At 59.3% G+C, this 17121-nt stretch carries 14 protein-coding genes; 12 read left to right on the forward strand and 2 right to left on the reverse strand.

What is annotated here, in order from left to right; all coding sequences use genetic code 11:
- Positions 1-160 precede the first annotated feature (160 nt).
- The 12 genes from ltrA to GFU70_RS26075 all read left to right on the forward strand — a co-directional run bounded on the left by ltrA (position 161) and on the right by GFU70_RS26075 (position 16101).
- On the forward strand, positions 161-1858 hold the full coding sequence (ltrA, locus tag GFU70_RS26020; RefSeq protein WP_057449615.1) for a group II intron reverse transcriptase/maturase: 1698 nt from the start codon (positions 161-163) through the stop codon (positions 1856-1858).
- A 155-nt stretch (positions 1859-2013) separates the two neighbouring features.
- Complete coding sequence (locus tag GFU70_RS26025) at positions 2014-4812, forward strand: LPS-assembly protein LptD (RefSeq protein ID WP_153389001.1); 2799 nt, start codon at positions 2014-2016, stop codon at positions 4810-4812.
- A complete protein-coding gene (gene surA / locus GFU70_RS26030) occupies positions 4793-6109 on the forward strand; it encodes a peptidylprolyl isomerase SurA (RefSeq protein WP_153389002.1) in 1317 nt (438 codons plus the stop codon). The genes GFU70_RS26025 and surA overlap by 20 nt, the downstream gene beginning before the upstream one ends.
- Complete coding sequence (gene pdxA / locus GFU70_RS26035; protein ID WP_153389003.1) at positions 6106-7095, forward strand: 4-hydroxythreonine-4-phosphate dehydrogenase PdxA; 990 nt, start codon at positions 6106-6108, stop codon at positions 7093-7095. Before surA ends, pdxA begins: the two co-directional genes overlap by 4 nt.
- Complete coding sequence (rsmA, locus tag GFU70_RS26040; protein ID WP_116643712.1) at positions 7092-7910, forward strand: 16S rRNA (adenine(1518)-N(6)/adenine(1519)-N(6))-dimethyltransferase RsmA; 819 nt, start codon at positions 7092-7094, stop codon at positions 7908-7910. Before pdxA ends, rsmA begins: the two co-directional genes overlap by 4 nt.
- Positions 7911-8025: 115 nt before the next feature.
- Complete coding sequence (gene apaG / locus GFU70_RS26045; RefSeq protein ID WP_058542846.1) at positions 8026-8406, forward strand: Co2+/Mg2+ efflux protein ApaG; 381 nt, start codon at positions 8026-8028, stop codon at positions 8404-8406.
- Positions 8406-9281, forward strand: coding sequence for a symmetrical bis(5'-nucleosyl)-tetraphosphatase (locus tag GFU70_RS26050; RefSeq protein ID WP_153389004.1), 876 nt, complete (start codon positions 8406-8408; stop codon positions 9279-9281). Before apaG ends, GFU70_RS26050 begins: the two co-directional genes overlap by 1 nt.
- Before the next feature lie 32 nt (positions 9282-9313).
- Positions 9314-9643, forward strand: a complete 330-nt coding sequence (glpE, locus tag GFU70_RS26055; RefSeq protein WP_058542848.1) for a thiosulfate sulfurtransferase GlpE — start codon at positions 9314-9316, stop codon at positions 9641-9643.
- Between the two features lie 299 nt (positions 9644-9942).
- Positions 9943-11865 carry a PrkA family serine protein kinase gene (locus GFU70_RS26060; protein ID WP_058542849.1) on the forward strand — a complete coding sequence of 641 codons (1923 nt, stop codon included), beginning with the start codon at positions 9943-9945 and terminating at the stop codon, positions 11863-11865.
- Between the two features lie 112 nt (positions 11866-11977).
- Positions 11978-13249 (forward strand): YeaH/YhbH family protein, encoded by a 1272-nt coding sequence (locus GFU70_RS26065; protein WP_003206179.1) that lies wholly within the window; start codon positions 11978-11980, stop codon positions 13247-13249.
- The gene (locus GFU70_RS26070; RefSeq protein WP_058542850.1) at positions 13246-14811 is read left to right on the forward strand and encodes a SpoVR family protein; all 1566 of its coding nucleotides are present in this window, start codon (positions 13246-13248) and stop codon (positions 14809-14811) included. The genes GFU70_RS26065 and GFU70_RS26070 overlap by 4 nt, the downstream gene beginning before the upstream one ends.
- A 63-nt stretch (positions 14812-14874) precedes the next feature.
- The gene (locus GFU70_RS26075) at positions 14875-16101 is read left to right on the forward strand and encodes a multifunctional CCA addition/repair protein (RefSeq protein WP_058542851.1); all 1227 of its coding nucleotides are present in this window, start codon (positions 14875-14877) and stop codon (positions 16099-16101) included.
- A gap of 153 nt (positions 16102-16254) precedes the next feature.
- Here GFU70_RS26075 and folK read toward each other — a convergent pair whose 3' ends face one another.
- Both folK and folB read right to left on the reverse strand, forming a co-directional pair.
- Positions 16255-16773 carry a 2-amino-4-hydroxy-6-hydroxymethyldihydropteridine diphosphokinase gene (gene folK / locus GFU70_RS26080; protein ID WP_153389005.1) on the reverse strand — a complete coding sequence of 173 codons (519 nt, stop codon included), beginning with the start codon at positions 16771-16773 and terminating at the stop codon, positions 16255-16257.
- Complete coding sequence (gene folB / locus GFU70_RS26085) at positions 16764-17117, reverse strand: dihydroneopterin aldolase (RefSeq protein WP_058542852.1); 354 nt, start codon at positions 17115-17117, stop codon at positions 16764-16766. The genes folK and folB overlap by 10 nt, the downstream gene beginning before the upstream one ends.
- Positions 17118-17121 lie beyond the last annotated feature (4 nt).

A 17121-nucleotide genomic window follows, 5' to 3' on the forward strand; every position in this document is an offset into this window, starting at 1 on the left:
GCGTGGTCTTTCGTCGCATGAATGCTGATTGAGCCTGTTTCAATGAACTTCGAGGTCCAGAAATACCGGACCTTCCAATAGTCCAACCCTGACGGGAGCGCCCCTCCTCATCAGGGGATGCGTACGTCTTTTGCTCAGGGTCATCTGAGAGGAAGGCAGCATGATAGAACACAGCCAAATGGCCGTGTCTGCGCCTTCCGACGTTCCGCAGCAATGGCACGACATCGACTGGTGTCGCGTTCAGCGGAACGTTCGGGCAATGCAGATACGGATTGCGAAGGCTTGTCGGGAAGGCAACTGGCGCAGGGTGAAAGCCTTGCAACGGATGCTGACCCGCTCACGCTCGGCCAGATACTTGGCCGTACGGCGAGTCACTGAAAACCAGGGTAAGCGCACGGCGGGAGTCGACCGCGTGCTCTGGGATACACCGGATGCCAAATGGAAAGCGGCAGATGGATTGAAGCGCCACGGGTATAAACCTCGGCCGCTACGGCGAGTGTTTATCCCAAAGTCGAATGGAAAGGAGCGCCCTTTGGGCATCCCGACCATGACTGACAGGGCAATGCAGGCGTTGTACTTGCTTGCTCTGGCGCCCATCGCAGAAACCACGGGTGATCCCAATAGCTACGGCTTCAGGATCGAACGTTCGACGGCGGATGCGATGGGGCAGTTGTTCGTTTGCCTGTCCAAGAGGCTATCGGCCAAATGGGTTTTGGAAGCGGACATCAAGGGCTGCTTTGACCATATCAACCACGACTGGCTGATCCACCACGTCCCTACGGACAAAATGGTTCTTCGCAAATGGTTGAAAGCAGGCGTGATCCATAAAGGCCAGCTTCAGGCAACGGATGCCGGTACACCTCAAGGCGGGATTATCTCGCCGACCTTGGCAAACATGGTGCTGGATGGCCTGGAAACACAGCTCAAGCGATATCTGGGCGTGACACGGGCCAAGAAGCTGAAAATCAATGTAGTGCGATATGCGGACGATTTTGTGATCACTGGCGAATCGAAAGAGGTGCTCGATAGCGAAGTCAAACCTTGGGTGGAGCAGTTCCTCGCGGTGCGCGGATTGCAGTTATCCCCTGAGAAAACCCATGTCGTCCATATAGATGAAGGCTTTGACTTTCTGGGTTGGAATTTCCGCAAGTACGGCGGGAAGCTTCTGATCAAGCCGAGCAAGAAAAACGTGAAAGCGTTCTATCGCAAGGCCAAGGAGGTCATCAGCACCAACAAAGCGGTGACGCAAGAGGATCTGATCCGATTGCTGAACCCGATGCTGCGAGGCTGGGCGTTCTATCACCAGCCAGTAGTCGCCAAGAAGGCGTACAGCCGCATGGACTTTCAAATATTCCAAGCGCTATGGCGCTGGGCAAAACGGCGACACCCGAACAAAAACCTCGACTGGATCAGGAAGAAGTATTTCCAACTCATCGAGGGTCGAAACTGGGTGTTCTGCACCACGTTACTGACAGAGACTGGGGACAAAGAGGAGATCAGGCTATACACCCTTGAGGCTACGCCGATCGAGAGGCACAGAAAAATCAGCGGGGAGTACAACCCGTTCGATCCTTCGATGGAGGAAATGGGCGAGAAACTGCGGATGTCCCGGATGCTCGGGAAGCTGAAATACCGTAAACAAGTATCAAACCTGTTTCAATCGCAAAAAGGTCTGTGTTTACTGTGCAAGAACCCGATAACCAGGGAGACGGGGTGGCACGACCACCACATCATTTATCGCTCACAAGGCGGTGGTGACTCGCTAAGCAACCGGGTACTATTGCATCCCATTTGCCACCAGCAGCTTCATGCTCGTGGGCTAACAGTGAACAAACCGGCTCCCGATTTCGGGGGTTAAGTAGAGACTTGAGCCGTATGCGCTGAAAGGCGCACGTACGGTTTTTAGGGGGGAGCAGGCCAGAAATGGTCTGCTCCTACCCAACTTTCAGACCATCGAGAGGCGTGCGGCCCACACCGCGGGCAGATGGCACGCAGGAAGCCCGGACTAATAAGATGGCATTGAAATCCCCCGCGTTTCGTAAAAAATTTCCGTTGCTGGTCACCGGCAGTCTGCTGGCCCTGCAACCCCTGGCCTCTTCATTCGTCGTCGCGGCGCAGCAGTATGACTGCTCCGTCTCCGCTTCGGGTGCCTGGGACTGTGCGCCCAAGACACCGGCCGCCGCGTTGCCGCCGCGTCCCGTGCATGACGGCAGCGCGGTTTCCGACAGCGGCGCAACTGCAGCCGACAGCAGCTCGGGCGAGGAAGCCGGCGAAAAGCCGATGCTCGTTACCGAAGCCAAGGGCCGTGGCCTGAAGTCGCGCAGTGCAGACTACAGCCACCTGGATTGGGTTCCACGCGAGAACCTCACCCCGGCGCAATTGGCTGAAACCGGGCCTTACTGCTCGGGTGCCTATATCGAGCCGACCCGTCCTGGCATGAACGACAAGACGGCCAAGAGCGACGCCCCCACCTTCCTCGGCGCCAAGGCTTCACGCTATCAGCAGGAAGAACAGGTGGCGACCCTGGCCGGTGACGTGGTCATGCGCCAAGGCAGCATGCAGGTCGAGGCCGACGAGGCCAACTTGTACCAGGCCGAGAACCGTGGCGAGCTGAGCGGCAACGTGCGGGTTCGCGACAACGGGGCGCTGATCGTCGGCGATCACGCCGATGTACAGCTGGACACCGGCGAAGCCAAGGTCGACAACGCCGAATACGTGATGCACAAGTCGCGCATCCGCGGTAACGCGCTGTACGCCAAGCGCGCCGAGAACGCGATCATCCGCCTCAAGGACGGCACGTACACCACGTGTGAACCGAACAGCAACGCCTGGACCCTCAAGGGCAACAACATCACCCTGAACCCAGCCACCGGCTTCGGTACCGCGACCAACGTGACGCTTCGGGTCAAGGACATTCCAGTCCTGTACACGCCTTATATTTATTTCCCGATCGACGACCGTCGCCAGTCCGGCTTCCTGCCACCAACCATCGGCAGCGGCAGCGATACCGGCTTCCTGCTGGTCACGCCGTACTACTTCAACCTGGCGCCGAACTACGATGCCACGTTGTACCCGCGCTACATGAGCAAGCGTGGCCTGTTGATGGAAGGCGAGTTCCGCTACCTGACCAAGTCCAGCGAAGGTCAGTTCGGCGCGGCGTATCTCAACGACGAAGAAGACGAACGCGCCAAGCAGTCCGACTACAGCAAGACCCGCTACATGTACAACTGGCAGCACAAGGGCGGCCTCGACTCGCGCGTGCTGACGGAAGTCGACTACACCAAGATCAGCGACCCTTACTACTTCCAGGATTTGCAGACCGACCAGATCGGTGTCGAGTCCAGGGATTATGTAAACCAGCAAGGGGCCGTCAGCTATCGAGGGGACAACTACGTTGCCCGCTTGAATGCCCAGGCTTACCAGATGGCGACGATTTCGAAGATCACGCCATATAACCGCCTGCCGCAGATCACTTTCAACGGTGCGCTGCCGCAGCATCCGTACGGCCTGGATTTCGCCTACAAAACCGAACTGGTTCGATTTGATCGGAATCTGCGCGATGGTCTCTATAGTGATGAAGATGGCGTCACGACACCGTGGCTGGATACTCGGGTTTGGGGCCTTGCCCGGGCGAATGGCAATCGCATGAACCTGGCGCCTGTCATCAGCCTGCCGATGAACGCAAGTTATGGCTATATCAAGCCATCACTCAAGTACCAGTACACCCAATATGATCTGGATTTGGACGGCGAAGGCAAAGGTGACATCGCTGGACAGACCGCAGAACAGGATCGTCTGCGCGGCACCTATAGCAGCAGCCAGAGCCGTGGCGTTCCAATCGCCAGCATCGACAGCGGCTTGTATTTTGACCGCGATACCCAATGGTTTGGCACCAACTATCGCCAGACCCTGGAACCACGCTTGTTCTACCTCTATGTACCGGAGAAGGATCAGAGCGATATTCCGGTCTTCGATACCAGCGAATCGACCTTCAGCTATTCCTCGCTGTTCCGGGACAACCGCTTTACCGGCTCCGACCGTGTCGGCGACGAAAACAAGCTGTCCCTGGGCGTAACCAGCCGCTGGATCGAAGAAAACGGTTTCGAACGCCAGCGTATCAGCGTCGGCCAGGCCCTGTACTTCAAGGATCGCGAAGTCCAGTTGCCGGGCATCGACTTCAAGACACGTGAAGACGCCAAGTCGGACGTCTCCCCATACGCCCTGGAATACGAATACCGTTGGAACCGCGACTGGCGCACCACCGCCACCTACAACTGGGACCCGGACACTCGCAGCCCTCGCTCGGGCAGCGCGATGTTCCACTACCAGCCGGAAGACAACCCGAACAAAGTCATCAACGCCGGTTACCGCTATCGCAACGACCAGGTCCGTTACGACGAAGCTACCGGTACATGGCAAGTGGGCGGTGGCGACTACGGCACCCCGGGTACTCCTGGCTACGTGAAGGACTACTACAAAATCAAGCAGCACGACTTCTCGGTCATATGGCCGATCGTGCCGCAGTGGAACGTAATCAGCCGCTGGCAGTATGACTACAACCGCAACCGCACCCTGGAAGCCTTCGGTGGTTTCGAATATGACAACTGCTGCTGGAAACTGCGCCTGATCAACCGTTACTGGGTCGACTATGAAGAATTCAGTCAAGCCGCCCCGGAAAACGAAAAAGGCGACCACGGCGTCTTCCTCCAAATTGTTCTGAAGGGACTCGGCGGCCTGACTGGCGCCAAGGTAGAGAGCTTCCTCGACAAAGGCATCCAAGGTTATCGTGAACGTGAAGACCAAGCTTTCTGATTGTCTGCGCCCGCTGATGCTGGGCGCGCTGTTCCTGGGTACTGCGGCCAACGCCGCGGTACAGCCCATCGATAAAGTGGTGGCCATCGTCGACAACGACGTGGTCATGCAGAGCCAGCTGGACCAGCGCGTCCATGAAGTGCAGCAAACCATCGCCAAGCGCGGTGGTGGCCTGCCGCCGCCAGGCGTGCTGGACCAGCAAGTGCTCGAACGCCTGATCGTCGAAAACCTGCAGTTGCAGATCGGCGAACGTTCCGGCATTCGCATCACCGATGAAGAACTGAACCAGGCCGTTGGCACCATTGCCCAGCGCAATAACATGAGCGTCGACCAGTTCCGTGCCGCCCTGGCTCGCGACGGCCTCTCCTACGAGGACGCCCGCGATCAGATCCGCCGCGAAATGATCATCAGCCGTGTGCGCCAACGCCGTGTAGCCGAACGCATCCAGGTGTCAGAGCAGGAAGTGAAGAACTTCCTCGCCTCTGACCTGGGCAAGATGCAGCTTTCCGAAGAACTGCACCTGGCGAACATCCTGATTCCTACCCCGGAAAGCGCCAACTCCGAAGCGATCCAGAGCGCTTATCGACAGGCGATGGATGTCTACCAACAGCTCAAGCAAGGCGCTGATTTCGGTCAGATGGCCATTGCCAAGTCGGGCAGCGACAACGCCTTGGAAGGCGGCGACATGGGCTGGCGCAAACCCGCTCAACTGCCGCCTCCGTTCGACCGCGAACTGAGCGCCATGGCCGTGGGCGACATCACCCAGCCAGCGCGCACGCCAGGCGGCTTCATCATCCTGAAAGTGCTGGAAAAACGCGGTGGCGGAACCCAGGTGCGTGACGAAGTGCATGTTCGCCACATCCTGATCAAGCCCAGCGAGATTCGCAGCGAAGCCGAGACCAAGCGCCTGGCGGAGAAACTCTACGATCGCATCGAAGCGGGCGAAGACTTCGCCGAACTGGCCAAGAGTTTCTCGGAAGACCCGGGCTCGGCCCTCAACGGCGGCGACCTGAACTGGGTCGACCCCAATGCATTGGTTCCTGAATTCCGCCAGGTCATGGCCAACACGCCGCAAGGCCAACTGTCCAAGCCGTTCAAGAGCCCTTATGGCTGGCACGTGCTGGAAGTCCTTGGCCGCCGCGCCACCGACAGTACCACCCAGGCTCGTGAACAGCAGGCGATGACGGTCTTGCGCAACCGCAAATACGACGAAGAGCTGCAAACCTGGCTGCGGCAGATTCGCGACGAAGCCTACGTTGAAATCAAACTTCCTGGTGCAGACCAGGCAGCGCAGTGAAACCCAAGCGTTTTGCGCTGACACCCGGCGAACCAGCCGGCATCGGTCCCGACCTGTGCCTGCTGCTCGCCTCGCAAGCCCAGCCATATCCCCTGATTGCCATCACCAGTCGCGACCTGCTCCTTGAGCGGGCCGCGCAACTGGGGGTGGTCGTCAAGCTGTTGCCCGTGACACCGCAGGCCTGGCCGGATGTCCCGGCACCCGCCAATAGCCTGTATGTCTGGGATACGCCCCTGGGCGCTCCGGTCGTCACAGGGCATCTGGACAAGGCCAACGCCGCATTCGTCCTCGAGACCCTGACCCGCGCCAGCCAGGGCTGCCTGGACGGCGCGTTCGCCGGCATGATCACTGCCCCCGTGCACAAAGGCGTGATCAACGAATCCGGGATTGCCTTTTCCGGGCACACCGAATTCCTGGCTGAGCTGACCCACACCCCGCAAGTGGTGATGATGCTCGCCACCCGAGGCTTGCGCGTGGCCCTGGTGACCACTCACCTGCCCTTGCGGGACATCGCCGACGCCATCACCGCACAACGCCTGGAGCGGGTCACGCGCATCCTGCACGCCGACCTGCAGGAAAAATTCGGCATCGCCCGGCCACGCATCCTCGTCTGCGGGCTCAATCCCCATGCCGGCGAAGGCGGACACCTGGGCCGTGAAGAAATCGACATCATCGAACCCACCTTGGAGCGCTTGCGCAGCGAGGGCATGGACCTGCGTGGCCCGCTGCCTGCCGACACTCTGTTTACCCCAAAATATCTGGAGCACTGCGACGCGGTGCTGGCGATGTACCACGACCAGGGCCTGCCCGTGCTGAAGTACAAAGGCTTTGGCGCGGCGGTCAACGTGACGCTGGGCCTGCCGATCATCCGCACCTCCGTGGACCATGGCACCGCCCTGGATCTGGCCGGCAGCGGCAAGATCGATACCGGCAGCCTGCAAGTCGCCCTGGAAACCGCCTACCAGATGGCCGAGACCCATTTATGACCGAGCAATACCAACACCGCGCGCGCAAGCGTTTCGGCCAGAACTTCCTGCATGACGCCGGCGTGATCGATCGCATCCTGCGTTCCATCCGGGCCAAGCCCGACGACCGCCTGCTGGAAATCGGCCCGGGCCAGGGCGCCCTGACCGAGGGCCTGCTCGACAGCGGCGCGCAACTGGACGTGGTGGAACTGGACAAGGACCTGGTCCCGATCCTTAACCAGCAGTTCGCCGGCAGGAGCAATTTCAACCTGCACCAGGGCGACGCGCTGAAGTTCGACTTCAATAGCCTGAACGCCGCGCCGAACAGCCTGCGGGTAGTGGGCAACCTGCCGTACAACATCTCCACGCCGCTGATCTTCCACCTGCTGAGCAACGCCGGCCTGATCCGCGACATGCACTTCATGCTGCAAAAAGAAGTGGTCGAGCGCCTCGCCGCCGGCCCGGGCGGGGGTGACTGGGGCCGCCTGTCGATCATGGTCCAGTACCATTGCCGGGTCGAGCACCTGTTCAACGTAGGCCCGGGCGCCTTCAACCCGCCGCCGAAAGTCGATTCGGCTATCGTCCGCCTGGTACCCCACGCCGTCCTGCCGCACCCGGCCAAGGATCATCGCCTGCTGGAACGTGTGGTGCGCGAAGCGTTCAACCAGCGCCGCAAAACCTTGCGCAACACCTTGAAACTGCTGCTCAGCAGCGCCGAAATCGAAGCCGCCGGCGTCGATGGCAGCCTGCGCCCAGAGCAGTTGGACCTGGCAGCGTTCGTGCGCCTGGCCGACAAACTCAGTGAACAGGTCGCCCCGCAAGTCGACGCCAACTGAACGAGTGACGATCGCTATCGGGCAGTACGCCAGTCTGGTCTACTACCCGATACTTGGCCTAGACTGATCCCTTGAGTCGCGCCCGCGTCCCGCTTCGCTTTTAAGGCCTTTTTGCATGTCCGATCCTCGTTACCAGGTCGACGTCAGCGTCACCACCCGTTTTCTGGCAGAACAGTCGCAACCCGAGCATGACCGCTTCGCCTTCGCCTACAGCATTACCGTGCGCAACAACGGCTCCCTGCCGGCCAGGCTGCTGTCGCGGCACTGGATCATCACCGACGGCGATGGCCATGTCGAAGAAGTGCGTGGCGAAGGTGTGGTCGGCCAGCAGCCATTGATCGACGCTGGCAAAAGCCACAGCTACAGCAGCGGCACAGTGATGACGACCAAGGTCGGCACCATGCAGGGCACCTACCAGATGCAGGCCGAGGACGGCAAACGCTTCGACGCCGTCATAAAGCCTTTCCGCCTGGCCGTGCCCGGAGCCCTGCACTGATGGCCACGTATGCGGTCGGCGACCTGCAAGGCTGCCTCGACCCGCTCAAGTGCCTGCTGGAGCGCGTTGCCTTCGATCCTCAAAAAGACACGCTGTGGCTGGTGGGCGACCTGGTCAACCGTGGCCCGCAATCCCTTGAGACGTTGCGTTTTCTCTACAGCATCCGCCAGTCGCTGGTGTGCGTGCTCGGTAACCACGACCTGCATCTGCTGGCTGCCTGGCAGAACATCGAGCGCCTGAAAAAATCCGACACCTTGAGTGAAATTCTCGACGCCCACGATTGCGTTGAACTGCTGGAGTGGCTGCGCCAGCAGAAGCTCATGCATTACGACGAGGCGCGCAACCTGGCGCTGGTCCATGCTGGCATCCCGCCCCAATGGTCCTTGCGCAAGGCGCTCAAGTGCGCCGGCGAAGTCGAACAGGCATTGCGCGACGACAATCTATTGGCCCCTTACCTGGATGGCATGTACGGCAACGAGCCGGTCAAGTGGGACAATGACCTTACCGGCAGCGCCCGTCTTCGCATCATTACTAATTATTTCACGCGCATGCGCTTCTGCACCCGCGACGGCAAGCTCGATCTCAAGGGCAAGGAAGGCATCGAGACGGCACCGCCCGGCTATGCCCCCTGGTTCAAGCACAGTGAGCGCAAGACCCGTAACCTGAAGATCATTTTCGGGCACTGGGCGGCACTGGGTGGCCAATGCGACGAACCCGGCGTCTTTGCCCTCGATACCGGTTGCGTGTGGGGCAGCGCCATGACGCTGATGAACGTCGACACCGGCGAGCAACTGCGTTGCGATTGCGACGAACAGGGCCACGCCAAAACCCATCAACCGACCACTGCACCATTGCCGGCCGGCACTGCCGTTTGACCGGCGTTGCGCTTGAGCCACAGGAGCCCTTCATGAGCGAATTCAAACGCATCCCCCCGGAACAGGCCCAGGCCTTGCGCGAGCAAGGCGCGGTCGTCGTCGATGTCCGCGACCCAGCCACTTTTGCGGCTTCGCATATCAGTGGCTCCCGGCATCTGGATAACCATTCCATCGCCGACTTCATCCATGCCGCCGACCTCGATGCGCCTACAGTCGTGGTCTGCTATCACGGCAACTCCAGCCAGAGCGCAGCCGCCTATCTGGTCAGCCAGGGCTTCAGCGACGTCTATAGCCTGGACGGCGGTTTTGAGTTGTGGCGTGCGACTTATCCTGCAGAAACAGCGCAAGACAATCAGGAATAATTTTTTATGTTGTCCAAGCCCGCGTGAACCGTGGGCTTGAGCGATCGCAGACAAACGGTCTGCCATAACTAATTACGTATTCCACCTTTACCTCCGCGATTCCGAACTATCCTTAGCCTCAGGCCATCCAAAACAGGGGAGAGCCGGTACACCGGCGCGCGGGTCATCGGGAGTCAGCTTTCAAGAGCCTGCATTCTTGAAAGCATTCTGGGGGGTAAACGGCAACTGGGTTCCCAGCGGCTGTCCAGCATCGACTGATTGATCCGACACCGGCTCCACGTATCGAGCGAGGTGACGTCATGAGCATTTTTAGCCACTTCCAGCAACGTTTCGAGTCCACGCGGCAGGAGGAATACTCGCTGCAGGAATACCTCGAACTCTGCAAGCAGGACCGCAGTGCCTATGCATCGGCTGCGGAGCGTCTGTTGCTGGCAATCGGAGAACCGGAGCTGCTGGATACCTCGACCAACTCGAGGCTCTCGCGAATCTTCTCCAACAAGGTGATTCGCCGCTATCCGGCCTTTGCAGACTTCCACGGGATGGAAGAATGCATCGAACAAATCGTGTCCTATTTCCGCCATGCCGCCCAAGGCCTGGAAGAGAAAAAACAAATCCTTTATCTGCTTGGCCCCGTGGGTGGTGGTAAATCATCCCTGGCCGAGAAGCTCAAGCAATTGATCGAAAAAGTGCCCTTCTTTGCCATCAAGGGCTCGCCGGTGTTCGAATCGCCCCTGGGGCTGTTCAACGCCACCGAGGATGGCGAGATCCTCGAGGAGGATTTCGGCATCCCACGCCGCTACCTCAATACCATCATGTCGCCATGGGCGACCAAGCGCCTGGCCGAGTTCGGCGGTGACATCAGCCAGTTCCGGGTGGTCAAGCTCTACCCATCGATCCTCAACCAGATCGCAGTGGCCAAGACCGAACCGGGTGACGAAAACAACCAGGATATTTCCGCCCTGGTGGGCAAGGTCGATATCCGTAAACTGGAAGAATTTCCACAGAACGACGCCGACGCCTACAGCTATTCAGGTGCACTGTGCCGGGCCAACCAGGGCCTGATGGAATTCGTCGAGATGTTCAAGGCGCCCATCAAGGTGCTGCACCCGCTGCTGACCGCCACCCAGGAAGGCAACTACAACAGCACCGAGGGCCTGGGGGCCATTCCGTTCACCGGCATCCTGCTGGCCCACTCCAACGAATCGGAATGGCATACCTTCCGCAACAACAAGAACAACGAGGCCTTCATCGACCGGATCTACATCGTCAAGGTGCCGTACTGCCTGCGAGTGAGCGATGAGGTGAAGATCTACGACAAGCTGCTGTTCAACAGTTCGCTGTCCAAGGCTCATTGCGCCCCCGACACCCTGAAGATGCTTGCCCAGTTCACGGTGCTGTCGCGCCTCAAGGAGCCGGAAAACTCCAACATCTATTCGAAGATGCGCGTGTACGACGGTGAAAACCTCAAGGACACCGATCCGAAGGCCAAGTCGATCCAGGAATACCGCGACAACGCGGGGGTCGACGAGGGGATGAACGGGCTGTCTACACGTTTTGCGTTCAAGATCCTGTCCAAGGTCTTCAACTTCGACCCTCACGAGATCGCGGCCAACCCGGTTCACCTGCTGTATGTGCTGGAACAGCAGATCGAGCAAGAGCAATTCCAGGCCGAAACCCGCGAGCGTTACCTGCGCTTCCTCAAGGAATACCTGGCCCCGCGCTACATCGAGTTCATCGGCAAGGAAATCCAGACGGCGTACCTGGAGTCCTACAGCGAGTACGGCCAGAACATCTTCGACCGCTACGTGCTGTACGCAGACTTCTGGATCCAGGACCAGGAATACCGCGACCCGGAAACCGGCGAAATACTCAATCGCGTGGCCCTCAACGAGGAACTTGAGAAAATCGAGAAACCGGCGGGCATCAGCAATCCGAAGGACTTCCGCAACGAGATCGTCAACTTCGTGCTCCGCGCCCGGGCCAACAACAACGGCAAGAACCCAACCTGGCTGAGCTATGAAAAGCTGCGGGTGGTCATCGAGAAGAAAATGTTCTCCAACACCGAAGACCTGCTGCCAGTCATCAGCTTCAACGCCAAGGCCAGCAAGGAGGACCAGCAAAAACACAACGATTTCGTCACACGCATGGTCGAACGTGGCTACACCGACAAACAGGTACGACTGCTCTCCGAGTGGTATCTGCGGGTCCGGAAATCGCAGTAAGCAGCGGCAAGCTTCTAGCTACAGCCTGCAAGGGAACGGCGTTGAGCCACGGCTCGACGCCACGCCCCTTGCAGCTTGAGGCTTACGACTTGAAGCTCCCTCGGAGGGGCCTATGAGCTATGTGATCGACCGACGCCTTAATGGCAAGAACAAGAGCACGGTGAACCGCCAGCGATTTCTGCGGCGTTACCGTGACCACATCAAGAAGGCCGTTGAAGAGGCGGTCAGCCGGCGCTCCATTACCGACATGGAACACGGCGAACAGATCAGTATCCCCGGCCGCGACATCGACGAGCCGGTGCTCCACCATGGTCGCGGCGGCAAACAGACCGTCGTGCACCCCGGCAACAAGGAATTCACCAGTGGTGAGCACATTCCCCGTCCCCAGGGCGGAGGCGGCGGCAAGGGGCCCGGCAAGGCCGGCAACTCCGGCGAAGGCATGGATGAGTTCGTGTTCCAGATTACCCAGGAGGAATTCCTGGAGTTCATGTTCGAGGACCTGGAACTGCCCAACCTGGTCAAGCGCAACCTGACTGGCACCGACACCTTCAAGACCGTGCGTGCTGGTATCAGCAATGAAGGCAATCCATCACGTATCAACATCATCCGCACCCTTCGTTCAGCCCACGCCCGGCGCATCGCGCTGTCGGGCAGCAGCCGGGCAAAACTACGCGAGGCCAAGGAAGAACTGGCCCGCCTGAAACGCGAAGAACCTGACAATTTCGGCGATATTCAGGACCTTGAAGCGGAAATCGAGAAACTCAGCGCCCGCATCCACCGCGTACCGTTCCTCGACACGTTCGACCTCAAGTACAACCTGCTGGTGAAACAGCCAAACCCCAGCTCCAAGGCGGTGATGTTCTGCCTGATGGACGTCTCCGGTTCCATGACCCAGGCCACCAAGGACATCGCCAAGCGCTTCTTCATCCTGTTGTACCTGTTCCTGAAACGGAACTACGACAAGATCGATGTAGTGTTCATCCGCCATCACACCAGTGCCAGGGAAGTGGACGAAGAGGAGTTTTTCTACTCCAGGGAAACCGGCGGCACCATTGTCTCCAGCGCCCTGAAGCTGATGCAGGAGATCATGGCCGAGCGCTACCCCGCCAACGAATGGAACATCTATGCAGCCCAGGCGTCGGACGGCGACAACTGGAACGACGATTCACCGATCTGCCGTGACATCCTGATCAACCAGATCATGCCGTTCGTCCAGTACTACACCTATGTGGAAATCACTCCACGCGAACACCAGGCCTTGTGGTACGAATATGAACGGATTGCCGAAGCTTTTTCCGACACATTTGCCCAACAGCAATTGGTCTCGGCCGGGGATATCTACCCGGTCTTCCGTGAACTCTTCCAGCGCAGGTTAGTGACATGACCGCCAAAAAAGAGCAGAAGCGCCAGCCCATTTCCACCGGCTCCGAATGGACGTTCGAGCTGATCAAGGCCTACGACCGCGAAATCAGCCGTATCGCGGACCGTTATGCCCTCGACACCTACCCAAACCAGATCGAAGTGATCACCGCCGAGCAAATGATGGATGCCTACGCGTCGGTCGGCATGCCGCTGGGCTATCACCACTGGTCCTACGGCAAGCACTTCCTCAGTACCGAAAAATCCTACAGCCGCGGCCAGATGGGGCTGGCCTATGAGATCGTCATCAACTCCGATCCTTGCATCGCCTACCTGATGGAAGAAAACACCATCTGCATGCAAGCCCTGGTGGTGGCGCACGCCTGTTATGGGCACAACAGCTTCTTCAAGGGCAACTATCTGTTCCGCACCTGGACCGATGCCAGCTCGATCATCGATTACCTGGTGTTCGCCAAGCAGTACATCATGCAATGCGAGGAACGCCACGGCATCGACGCGGTGGAGGACTTGCTGGACTCCTGCCACGCCTTGATGAACTACGGCGTGGACCGCTACAAGCGGCCGTATCCGATTTCCGCCGAAGAAGAACGCCGGCGCCAGAAGGATCGCGAAGAGCACCTGCAAAAACAGATCAATGATCTGTGGCGCACCATTCCCAAAGGTGCAGACAAGTACAACGAAAAAGACAATGCCCGCTTCCCTGCCGAGCCCCAGGAAAACATTCTGTATTTCATTGAAAAACATGCGCCGTTGCTGGAACCGTGGCAGCGGGAAATCGTGCGCATCGTGCGCAAGATCGCCCAATACTTCTATCCACAGCGCCAGACCCAGGTCATGAACGAGGGCTGGGCCACGTTCTGGCACTACACGCTGATGAACGACCTGTACGACGAGGGCCTGGTCACCGACGGCTTCATGATGGAGTTCCTGACGTCCCACACCAGCGTGGTGTTCCAGCCTGGCTTCGACAGCCCGTACTACAGCGGTATCAACCCCTACGCCCTGGGCTTCGCCATGTACCGCGACATCCGGCGCATGTGCGAAAACCCTACCGAGGAAGATCGTCGCTGGTTCCCGGAAATCGCCGGTTCGGACTGGTTGTCCGCCATTAAATTCGCCATGAGCAGTTTCAAGGACGAAAGCTTCATCCTGCAGTACCTCTCGCCCAAGGTGATCCGCGACCTGAAACTGTTCAGCATCCTCGATGATGACCAGAAGGATGACCTGGTAGTACCTGCCATTCACGATGAGAGCGGCTACCGCATCATCCGCGAAACCCTGGCGGCGCAATACAACCTGGGCAATCGCGAACCCAACGTGCAGATCTACAGCATTGACCGCCGCGGTGATCGCTCGCTGACGCTGCGGCACCAGGCGCATGACCGCAAGCCACTGGGCGACTCCACCGACGAAGTGCTCAAGCACCTGCATCGCCTCTGGGGTTTCGATATCCACTTGGAAACCCTGCAAGGCGACCAGGTGATGAAAACCCATCACGTGCCTCCCAGAGGCGAACAAGCCGAAGGAGACTATGGCCGCCTGGACCTGGCCGTCATTCATCTTTGATCCCGTTTTCCCCTCCGGACGTCCGACGCAAAGGTTATCCTGTCGGACCAACGGAGGTTTTTTATGCAGATCTATAAAGTCGGCGGCGCCGTTCGCGACCGCCTGCTAGGCATTCCCGTCACCGACGTCGATCGGGTCGTGGTGGGGGCCACCGCCGAGGAAATGCTCGCCAAGGGTTTTCGCCCTGTGGGGGCCGATTTTCCGGTATTCCTCGACCCGAAGACCGGCGAGGAATACGCCCTCGCCCGCACCGAACGCAAAAGCGGCCGAGGCTATGGCGGCTTCGTGTTCCATGCCAGCCCTGAAGTGACCCTGGAGGAGGACCTGGTTCGTCGGGACTTGACGATCAACGCCATGGCTGAAGATGACCACGGCAACCTGACCGATCCGTACCACGGTCAGCGCGACCTGGAAGCCCGGGTCCTACGTCACGTTTCCCCCGCTTTCGCCGAAGATCCCCTCCGAGTCCTGAGGGTTGCCCGCTTTGCCGCGCGTTATGCTCCATTGGGTTTCAAGGTGGCGGACGAAACCCTCGAACTGATGCGCCAACTCAGCGACTCCGGCGAGCTGGAAGCACTGACGGCCGAGCGCAGTTGGAAGGAAATTTCTCGCGCTCTCATGGAGAAACAGCCACAGGTATTTATCCAGGTCTTGCGCGACTGCACGGCCCTCAAGGTCCTGATGCCCGAGGTCGATGCGTTGTTTGGCGTGCCCCAGCCCGAAGCCCATCATCCGGAAATCGATACCGGCGTCCACACCCTGAGCGTGCTGGAACAAGCCGCCCTGCACCGACAACCGCTGACGGTCCGCTGGGCCTGCCTGCTCCATGACCTGGGCAAAGGCCTGACGCCCCAACACGAATGGCCGCGACACATCGCCCATGAGCACACGGGGTTGAGGCTGATCAAAGCGGTCAATGAGCGCTTCAAGGCGCCTCGCGACTGCCAGGAACTGGCGTTATTGGTTGGCCAGTACCACACCCATGGCCATCGCGCGCTGGAGTTGAAGGCGTCTACCCTGCTTGAACTGCTGCAAAGTTTCGATGTGTACCGCCGACCTCAGCGCTTCGAGGAGTTCATCGCAGCCTGTGAGATGGATGCACGGGGACGCAAAGGGCTTGAAGAGCGAAGTTATCCACAGGCTGATTATCTGCGGGGCGCAGCGGCAGCGGCCCGCGCAGTGGCGGTACAGCCTTTGCTGGAGAAGGGTTTCAAGGGGCCGGAGCTGGGTGAGGCGATCAAGCGTGAGCGTCTCAGGGCGTTGAAGGCCTACAAGGAAGCGGCGAACTGACGCTGAGTTTCGGGTCAGCTTGCATTTTTGCCGGATATACCGCCGTCATCGCGAGCAAGCTCGCTCCCACAGTGGATCTTGGCTGAACACAAAATATGTGCCCGCTGAAACTCCAATGTGGGAGCGTACTTGCTCGCGATAGCGGCAGGTGCCTCAGCGCAGATTCGATGGCGTAAGTTGCTGGCCGCGCCATTCGAAAGCCACCGGCGCCAGTACCTGGTCGATCTGCGCTTCTTCCCACAATGTGGCAAAGCTTTTGCCAACACCCGGATGAATTCGATCCGGCGCGATCAACGACAAAGGCCACAGGACGAAGGCGTTCTTGAGGATTTCCGCGCGCGGCAGGATCAATCCATCGAAGTTGCCGACCTGCTCGCCATACAACAATACGTCGATATCCAGCGGCAGCCCCTTGCGGTCCGGCGCATAGCGACCATTGTCCGCCTCGATGAACTTGAGGCGGCGATCCAGTTCCATCAACGGCAGATCCGTGAAGGCCGAGACGACGAAATTGAAGAATGGCCCGCTCTTGATACCTACCGGCTGGCTCTCGAACACGGCCGAACAGCGCATGCCCACCAGGAAACCGGCCAAGGCCTCAAGACCGGCGCACAGATGGGTTTCGCGCTCGATATTGCTGCCGAGCCCGAGAAAAACCTGAGTCAGCGACATCCGCGCTCGATCTCCACACCAACGCCGCTGGCTGCCGGTACGGCGCCAGGCTTGGTTAATTTCAGACGCAGCCACGTGATCTTGAACTCATCCATGAGCGCCTGGGCCAGTCGCTCGGCAAAGGTCTCGACCAATTGGAATTGCGCCTGTTCGGCAAATGCCTGGATGCGCGACGAAACGCTGGCGTAGTCGAGCGCCAGGGTCAGGTCGTCGCCCGCAGCGGCCGGACGGTTGTCCCAGGCAAAGCTCAGGTCAAGTCGCAGGCACTGTCGGATGCCTCGCTCCCAGTCGTAGGCCCCGATGACCGTGTCGACTTCCAGGCCTTCGATAAACACTCTGTCCAAGCAC

The organism is Pseudomonas brassicacearum (assembly GCF_009601685.2).
Classification (GTDB): domain Bacteria; phylum Pseudomonadota; class Gammaproteobacteria; order Pseudomonadales; family Pseudomonadaceae; genus Aquipseudomonas; species Aquipseudomonas kilonensis_B.

Coding starts and splice junctions, on each gene's coding strand:
- GFU70_RS26025 (WP_153389001.1), top strand. CDS start 2,014: ATGGCATTGAAATCCCCCGCGTTTCGTAAAAAATTTCCGTTGCTGGTC.
- GFU70_RS26065 (WP_003206179.1), top strand. CDS start 11,978: ATGAGCTATGTGATCGACCGACGCCTTAATGGCAAGAACAAGAGCACG.
- rsmA (WP_116643712.1), top strand. CDS start 7,092: ATGACCGAGCAATACCAACACCGCGCGCGCAAGCGTTTCGGCCAGAAC.
- apaG (WP_058542846.1), top strand. CDS start 8,026: ATGTCCGATCCTCGTTACCAGGTCGACGTCAGCGTCACCACCCGTTTT.
- folK (WP_153389005.1), bottom strand. CDS start 16,773: ATGTCGCTGACTCAGGTTTTTCTCGGGCTCGGCAGCAATATCGAGCGC.
- ltrA (WP_057449615.1), top strand. CDS start 161: ATGATAGAACACAGCCAAATGGCCGTGTCTGCGCCTTCCGACGTTCCG.
- GFU70_RS26050 (WP_153389004.1), top strand. CDS start 8,406: ATGGCCACGTATGCGGTCGGCGACCTGCAAGGCTGCCTCGACCCGCTC.
- GFU70_RS26060 (WP_058542849.1), top strand. CDS start 9,943: ATGAGCATTTTTAGCCACTTCCAGCAACGTTTCGAGTCCACGCGGCAG.
- glpE (WP_058542848.1), top strand. CDS start 9,314: ATGAGCGAATTCAAACGCATCCCCCCGGAACAGGCCCAGGCCTTGCGC.
- GFU70_RS26070 (WP_058542850.1), top strand. CDS start 13,246: ATGACCGCCAAAAAAGAGCAGAAGCGCCAGCCCATTTCCACCGGCTCC.
- GFU70_RS26075 (WP_058542851.1), top strand. CDS start 14,875: ATGCAGATCTATAAAGTCGGCGGCGCCGTTCGCGACCGCCTGCTAGGC.